Raw genomic sequence first — 7,202 nt, 5'->3', positions numbered from 1 at the left:
TGAACGAAACGACCCCTTGCGAAAGGCGAAACGATGACGACTCTGTCGGAGACAGTACTGAGCGGCGGCACACCGGAGGAGATCGAACGTGCCGACGTCCCACGGGAGTACCTGGCCGCCCACCTCGACGCAGCGGACACGGACATGTTCCGCGGCATGCGGGACAAGGACGTCCGCAAGTCGCTGCGCGTCGGCCGTGTCCCGACACCCGAGCTGGCTCCGGATGAGGTCCTCGTCGCGGTGATGGCCAGCTCAATCAACTACAACACCGTCTGGTCGGCGATGTTCGAACCCATCCCGACGTTCCGGTTCCTCAAGCAGTTCGCCCGCCAGGGCGGCTGGGCGACCCGGCACGACCAGCCCTACCACGTGCTCGGCTCCGATGCCTCCGGGGTGATCGTACGCAAGGGCTCCGGGGTGCGCCGTTGGAACATCGGTGACCATGTTGTCGTCCACCCGGTGCAGGTCGATGACCAGGAGCCGGCGACGCACGACGATGCCATGCTCGGTCAGGAACAGCGGGCCTGGGGGTTCGAGACGAACTTCGGCGCCCTGGCCGAGTACTCGGTGGTCCGCGCCAGCCAGTTGCTGCCGAAACCAGCCCATTTGACCTGGGAGGAGGCCGCGTCCAATCCGCTGTGCGCGGGTACCGCCTACCGCATGCTCGTCGGGGACCATGGAGCCCGGCTCAAGCAGGGGGACGTCGTCCTGGTGTGGGGTGCGGCCGGAGGGCTGGGAGGATATGCCGTGCAGTTCGCCCGCAATGGCGGTGCCGTTCCAGTCGGTGTGGTCGGTTCGCCGGAGAAGGCCGAGGCGGTACGCCGGCTGGGCTGTGACATCGTCATCGAGCGCAGTGAGATCGAGCTGGACGGCGACCCCTCCGACGACCCTGCTCAGGTCATCGCCATAGGCAAGAAGCTGGGCACGATCATCCGCGAGCGCACCGGCCGGGACCCGAACATCGTGTTCGAACACGTCGGGCGTGCCACCTTCGGTATCTCGCTGTTCGTCGCCTCACGCGGCGGAACCGTCATCACCTGCGGGTCGAGCACGGGGTACCAGCACGTCTATGACAACCGGTATCTGTGGATGCGGCTCAAGCGGGTGATCGGCAGCCATGCGGCGAACCTGCAGGAGCAGTCGGAATGCGGGCAGTTGATCGGCTCGGGACGGATCGTCTCGACGATGTCCCAGGTCTTCCCCCTGAGCGAAACCGGCGAAGCCGCCCGACTGGTGCAGAAGAACGGGCACATCGGCAAGGTCGCCGTGCTCTGCCAGGCACCGAGCGCCGGCCTCGGCGTCACCGACCAGCGCCTGCGTGACGAGATCGGCGCCGAGCGCCTGGCTCCGCTGGTGGACGTGGGGGGCACGCAGTGACCGTCCCCGCCACCGGGACATCAAGCACCGGTTTCGGATCGAGCAGGTGGTGACAGGCGGCGACGAGATCCGGACCGCGGCCCCGGCTCTCCGGTGAGGAAGCCGTAGGGCTGTCGGTCTTCGCCGGCTCAGACCGAGACGCGGCCGTCATCCAGGACGGGAGCCGAATCCAGCGGAGGCTGCGGGTGGCGAGCGTCTGGCCGTGGACGCGGCAGTCGACCCGTGCGGCGATCTCGCCGCCGAGGCCGCCCGGGAAGGCCCGCCGACCGTGCCCCGACGCGGCGACGCGCGTCGTAAGGGGTGATTGACAGGCCGTGGATACGCGCATGCACAGGCGATAGAAGTGGAGCAGCACGGAGAAGAGAGCAACTCTCGGAAGGGATGGCGTTATGATCGATCGCGCAGGGCTGGCGGGGTTCCTCCGCAACCGTCGTGAGGCACTGCAGCCGGAGGACGTCGGGATGCCTCGGGGACAGCGCCGCAGAACCACCGGGCTACGGCGCGAGGAGGTCGCGACGCTGTGCCACATGTCACCCGACTACTACTCCCGTCTGGAGCGCGAGCGCGGTCCGCAGCCGTCGCCGCAGATGCTCGCCTCGATCGCCCAGGGACTCCACCTGTCCATAGACGAGCGTGACCATCTGTTCCGGCTGGCCGGGCACAACCCGCCGCCGCGTGACGGCTCCAGCGAGCACATCAGCCCGGGGTTACTGCGTGTTCTGGACCGGCTGCAGGACACGCCCGCGCAGATCGTCACCGAGCTCGGGGAGACCTTGCGGCAGACACCGATGGGTGTCGCCCTCACCGGCGATACGACGCAGTACACGGGCCCTGCCCGCAGCAGTGGCTACCGGTGGTTCACCGACCCCGCTGCCCGGGACCTGTACGCTCCGGAGCAGCACGCGTTCATGACCCGGATGTACGCCTCGGGCCTGCGCAGGGTCGCCACCCTCCGGGGGCCCGACTCCCGGGCCGCGTATCTGGCGGACCTGCTCCTGGACTCCAGCGAAGAGTTCCGGCGGGTGTGGGACGACCACGAGATCGGGATCCGCCCGCACGAGGTCAAGCACTTCGTCCACCCCGAGGTCGGTGCACTGGAGCTGAACTGCCAGCACCTGATCGATCCGGACCAGGCTCACTCCCTGATGGTCTACACCGCCGTCCCCGGCACGGAGAGCTACGAGAAGCTGCAGGTCCTGTCCGTCATCGGCACACAAGAGCTGCATTGAACCGGCGCCCCGCAGACATCGCATCCGCGTGCACACCACCAGGCCGTTGGAGAGATGGCCATCCATGGACTTGTTCCGACCCGACGCCGGCATCCTTCCCGGCGCCTCCGCCAGTGCTGAGATAGCCGACATCGCTCGGGGCAAGCGGAGCGCAGCCCCCGACGGCACAGTGAGCCGTCTCCAACCTCGGCTTGACGTCGCGAGGTGGCTGTCTGAAGAACGGGACGGATACCGCTGGTTGGTGGCCGCCAAGCGGCCACCACCTGAGGCGGAGACGCTCTGTTCCCCCCTGCGCCGGGTGCTCCGCCACGACGCGGTGACCACCGTCTACCGAAAGAGGCTTCTTCGCCGTGAACACCTCCGCTGCCCCAGCCGCGCCCCGTCCTGCCCCTGCTTTCGCGTCGCAGCCACACGGTCTGTTCATCGACGGCCGTGAACAGCCCGCCACCGACGGCGAGAGCATGGCCACGGTCGACCCGATGACCGGCGCCGACCTCACCACCATCGCCATCGCTGGGCGCGACGACATCGACGCGGCTGTGCGGGCCGCACGACGCGCCTTCGACGATCCGGCCTGGGGGGCCGTCGGCCCGGAACAGCGCAGCCGCGTGCTGCACCAGATCGCCGACGTCATCGAGGCGAACGCCGACGAGTTGGCCACCCTTGACTCCCTGGAGATGGGCGGCCCCTTGACGCTGACGCACGGGATGGTCACCCACACCGTCGAGGTCTACCGCCACTACGCCGGCTGGCCGACCCGGATCTACGGCGCCACCGCGCCCTCCGCTCCCGGCCAGCTGCAGTACACCAAGCGCTCCCCGCTGGGCGTGGTCGCCGCGATCGCTGCCTGGAACGGCCCTCTCGTACAGATGGCCTACAAGATCGCCCCCGCACTGGCTACCGGGAACACCGTCGTTGCCAAGCCCTCGGAGCAGACCTCGCTGAGCCTGCTGCGCCTGGCAGGACTCATCCGTGAGCACACCGACCTGCCTGACGGCGTCCTCAACGTCGTCACCGGCCCCGGCCGGAGCACCGGGGAGGCCCTGATCACCCACCCGGACGTGAACAAGATCAGCTTCACCGGGTCCACCGCCGTCGGCAGGCACGTCCTGGCGTCCACCGCCCGTGACGTCAAGCGCGTCACCCTCGAACTGGGCGGCAAGTCACCGTTCATCGTCTTCGAGGACGCCGATCTGGAGGCCGCCGCGTTCTCCGCCGCGCTGGGCTTCTGTGCGGGTAGTGGCCAGGGATGCGTGGCCGGCACACGCGTCTTGGTGCAGGAATCCATCCGCGAGGAATTCACCAGCCTGCTCGCCGAGAACATCGCTGGGTTCCCCCTGGGCGACCCCTTCGACCCGCAGGCTGTGATGGGCCCTCTGGCCTCCCGCGGCCACTACGAGAAGGTCACCGGCTACCTCGATCTGGCCCGCCAGGCCGGCGGGAAGATCATCGGTGACACCCGTGAGGAGTCAGACGACCTGTTCGTGGGCCCCACACTGGTCACCGGCCTGGACAACACCTCACGCGTCGCCCGGGAAGAGATTTTCGGTCCTATCGCCGTACTCCTGCCGTTCCAGGACGTCGAAGAGGCGGTGCGCATCGCCAACGACACCATCTACGGCCTGGCCGCCACCGTGTTCACCAAGGACCTCAGCCGCGCCCACACCATGGCCGACCGTCTCCAGGCCGGAACGGTATGGGTCAACACCGTCAACCAGATGAGCAGCGGACCGCTGCCTTTCGGCGGGTTCAAGCAGTCCGGCATCGGCAGGGAGCACGGAACCGAGGTCCTCGACGCCTACACCGAGACCAAAGCCGTCGTCGTCAACCTCTGAGCCCCGGAACCGCACCCGGCCCGCGCGGCGCCCCGCTCACGAAGCAGCGCCACGGCGTTCCGGCCCGCAGCCGCCCTGGCGGACGGCCGCGGGTCGGAACCTGAGGGGGAGATCACGGCCGTGCCCCGTGAACGTCGGCGCGGGCTCCTGGGACCTCGACGCCTCGGCAGTCTGGGGAGAGCAGTACTCCAGGGAAAGGTTCACCGGTCGGACGATGCTCCCCGACGGTGGCTGCACCACCCGCTGATCCTGCCCGGAGACCGACGTTCCCGCTGGAAGGCGGCAACTTCTCCGCCGCGTCGCCGGGGCGAGGGTCGCCCCTCGCGCACGTCAGCCGGCCGGACGACGGGCGGTCTCCGCGGCCGCGATGTTCTCCTTGACCCGCAGGAAGCTGTCGGGGGCGACGGAGACGGCGTCGATGCCCGCACCCACCAGGAGTTGCGCGAAGCCGGGGTCGTCGCTGGGGCGCTGGCCGCACAGGCCGACCTCGCGGTGGTGTGCGTGGGCCTTCGCGATGAGGGTGGTGATGCTGTCCAGGACGGCCGGGTCGCGCTCGTCGAAGAGTTCGGCCAGTTGTGCCGAGTCCCGGTCGACTCCCAGGGTGAGCTGGGTGAGGTCGTTGCTGCCGATCGAGAAGCCGTCGAAGCGGTCGGCGAACGGCCCGGCCAGGATGATGTTGGACGGGATCTCGGCCATCACGTGGACTTCGAGGCCGTTGCGGCCCCGGATCAGTCCGTGCTCGGCCATGACCTCCAGAACCCGGTCGGCTTCCCGTGTGGTGCGGCAGAACGGGATCATGGTGGTGACATTGGTGAAGCCGATGTCGTCGCGCACTCGCGCGAGGGCCCGGCATTCGAGGCCGAATCCCTCGCGGTAGTCCTCGTGGTAGTAGCGGCTGGCGCCGCGCCAGCCCAGCATCGGATTGCCCTCGGTGGGCTCGAACGGCAGGCCGCCGATCAGCCGGGCGTACTCGCTGGTCTTGAAGTCGCTCATCCGTACCACGACCGGGCGGGGCCACCAGGCCGCCGCGATACGGGAGATGCCCTGGGCCAGCCGGTCCACGAAGTAGGTGGTCCTGTCCTCGTACCCCGCGGTCACCTCGTCGATCTCGTGCCGCGTGGTGGGGTCGGTGATCTCGTCGTAGCGGACCAGCGCCATGGGGTGGACGCCGATGTGGTTGGCGACGATGAACTCCATCCGGGCCAGCCCCACGCCGTCGGCGGGCAGCGGCCACCACCGGAAGGCGGCCGAGGGGTTGGCGATGTTGAGCATGACCCGGGTCCGGGTGTCCGGTATCCGCGCCAGGTCGAGGTCCCGTTCCTCGTGGTCGAGGATCCCTTCGTAGACCTGGCCCCGTTCCCCCTCGGCGCAGGAGACGGTGACGTCTTGTCCCTCGTCGAGCAGCGTGGTCGCCCGGCCCGTTCCCACCACGGCCGGTACGCCCAGTTCCCTGCTGACGATGGCGGCGTGCGAGGTCCGCCCGCCGTGGTCGGTGACGACAGCCGCCGCCCGCTGCATCACCGGCTCCCAGTCCGGGTCGGTGGACGGGGCGACCAGGACCGCGCCGTCCTCGAACTGCCCGGCTTCCGCCGCGCTGCCGAGTTTGCGGACCGGTCCGGCGGCGATGGCGTCACCGATGGCCAGACCGCTGACCAGGCGTTCCCCGGAGGCCGTGAGCCGGTAGGACCGCAAGGTGGCGGCCCGCTTCCTGGTCTGTACCGTCTCCGGGCGCGCCTGGACCACATGCAACGCGCCGGTGTCACCGTCCTTGGCCCACTCGATGTCCATGGGGCGGCCGTAGTGGTCCTCGATCACCGTCGCCCAGCGGGCCAGCACCAGCAGTTCCCCGTCGTCCAGCACCAGGGTGCGGCGCTCCGGCTCCGGGGTCCGGACCGTCGTGGTGGGGTTCTCCGGCTCCTCGCCGTAAACGATCTTGGTCTGTTTCGCGCCGATCCGGCGGGAGATGACCGGGGTGAGGTCGGTCTTGCCGAGGAAGGGCTTGAACACCTCGTACTCGTCGGGGTCCACGGCGCCGGAGACGACCGACTCACCGAGTCCGAACGCCGCGTTGACCAGCACCACCCGTGGAAAACCGCTGTCGGTGTCCAGGGTGAACATCACCCCGGCGCCGGCCCTGTCCGAGCGCACCATCTGCTGGACGCCCACCGAGAGCGCCACCCGGAGATGGTCGAAATGATGATGCTCCCGGTAGCTGATCGCGCGATCGGTGAACAGGGAGGCACAGCAGCGGCGACACGCCTCGACGACCTCGTCCTCACCGCTGACGCCGAGAAAGGTCTCGTGCTGTCCGGCGAAGCTGGCCTCGGGAAGGTCCTCGGCGGTGGCGCTGCTGCGCACCGCGACATCGGCGTTCTCCCGGCCCAGCCGGGCGCACAGCGACCGGTAGGCGTTCCTGATCGCCTCCTCCAGCGCGGCCGGGAACCGGGTGCCGAGGATCATCTCGCGGACGGCCTGCCCGGCCTCGGCGGTGGTGTCGGTGCCCTCGCGCAGTGCCTCCAGCCGCTCGCCGATCCGCTGCCCGAGGCCGTCCACGGACAGGAACTCACGGTAGGCGGCGGCCGTCGTGGCGAAACCGGCGGGCACGCGGATGCCGTGGTGCGCCAGATTCCGGGTGAGTTCCCCGAGCGAGGCGTTCTTGCCCCCGACCACGGGGACGTCGCCGGCCGACAGATCCTCGAACCAGCGGATCCGGTCCCCGGCCGTTTCCCGGTTCTCCGTGGCCTGGACTCCGGCCATGACT

At 69.2% G+C, this 7,202-nt stretch carries 4 protein-coding genes; 3 read left to right on the top strand and 1 reads right to left on the bottom strand.

The features are described from left to right. Positions 1-33: 33 nt before the first annotated feature. The 3 genes from ccrA to ACFV5N_RS01155 all read left to right on the top strand — a co-directional run bounded on the left by ccrA (position 34) and on the right by ACFV5N_RS01155 (position 4,441). The gene (gene ccrA, locus ACFV5N_RS01165) at positions 34-1,377 is read left to right on the top strand and encodes a crotonyl-CoA carboxylase/reductase (RefSeq protein ID WP_046722665.1); all 1,344 of its coding nucleotides are present in this window, start codon (positions 34-36) and stop codon (positions 1,375-1,377) included. 389 nt (positions 1,378-1,766) lie between these two features. After that, a complete protein-coding gene (locus ACFV5N_RS01160) occupies positions 1,767-2,606 on the top strand; it encodes a helix-turn-helix transcriptional regulator (protein WP_346069761.1) in 840 nt (279 codons plus the stop codon). 350 nt (positions 2,607-2,956) lie between these two features. Then, the gene (locus tag ACFV5N_RS01155; protein WP_385592399.1) at positions 2,957-4,441 is read left to right on the top strand and encodes an aldehyde dehydrogenase family protein; all 1,485 of its coding nucleotides are present in this window, start codon (positions 2,957-2,959) and stop codon (positions 4,439-4,441) included. Positions 4,442-4,771: 330 nt separating this feature from the next. On the opposite strand, the gene ppsA is transcribed toward ACFV5N_RS01155, so the two are convergent. Beyond that, positions 4,772-7,198: a phosphoenolpyruvate synthase gene (gene ppsA / locus ACFV5N_RS01150; RefSeq protein ID WP_385592397.1), complete on the bottom strand. Its 2,427-nt coding sequence runs from the start codon at positions 7,196-7,198 to the stop codon at positions 4,772-4,774. Positions 7,199-7,202: the final 4 nt, after the last annotated feature.

The sequence above is a fragment of the Streptomyces sp. NPDC059853 genome, assembly GCF_042731495.1.
Taxonomy (GTDB): domain Bacteria; phylum Actinomycetota; class Actinomycetes; order Streptomycetales; family Streptomycetaceae; genus Streptomyces.
This window is presented reverse-complemented; position numbering and strand designations above follow the sequence as displayed.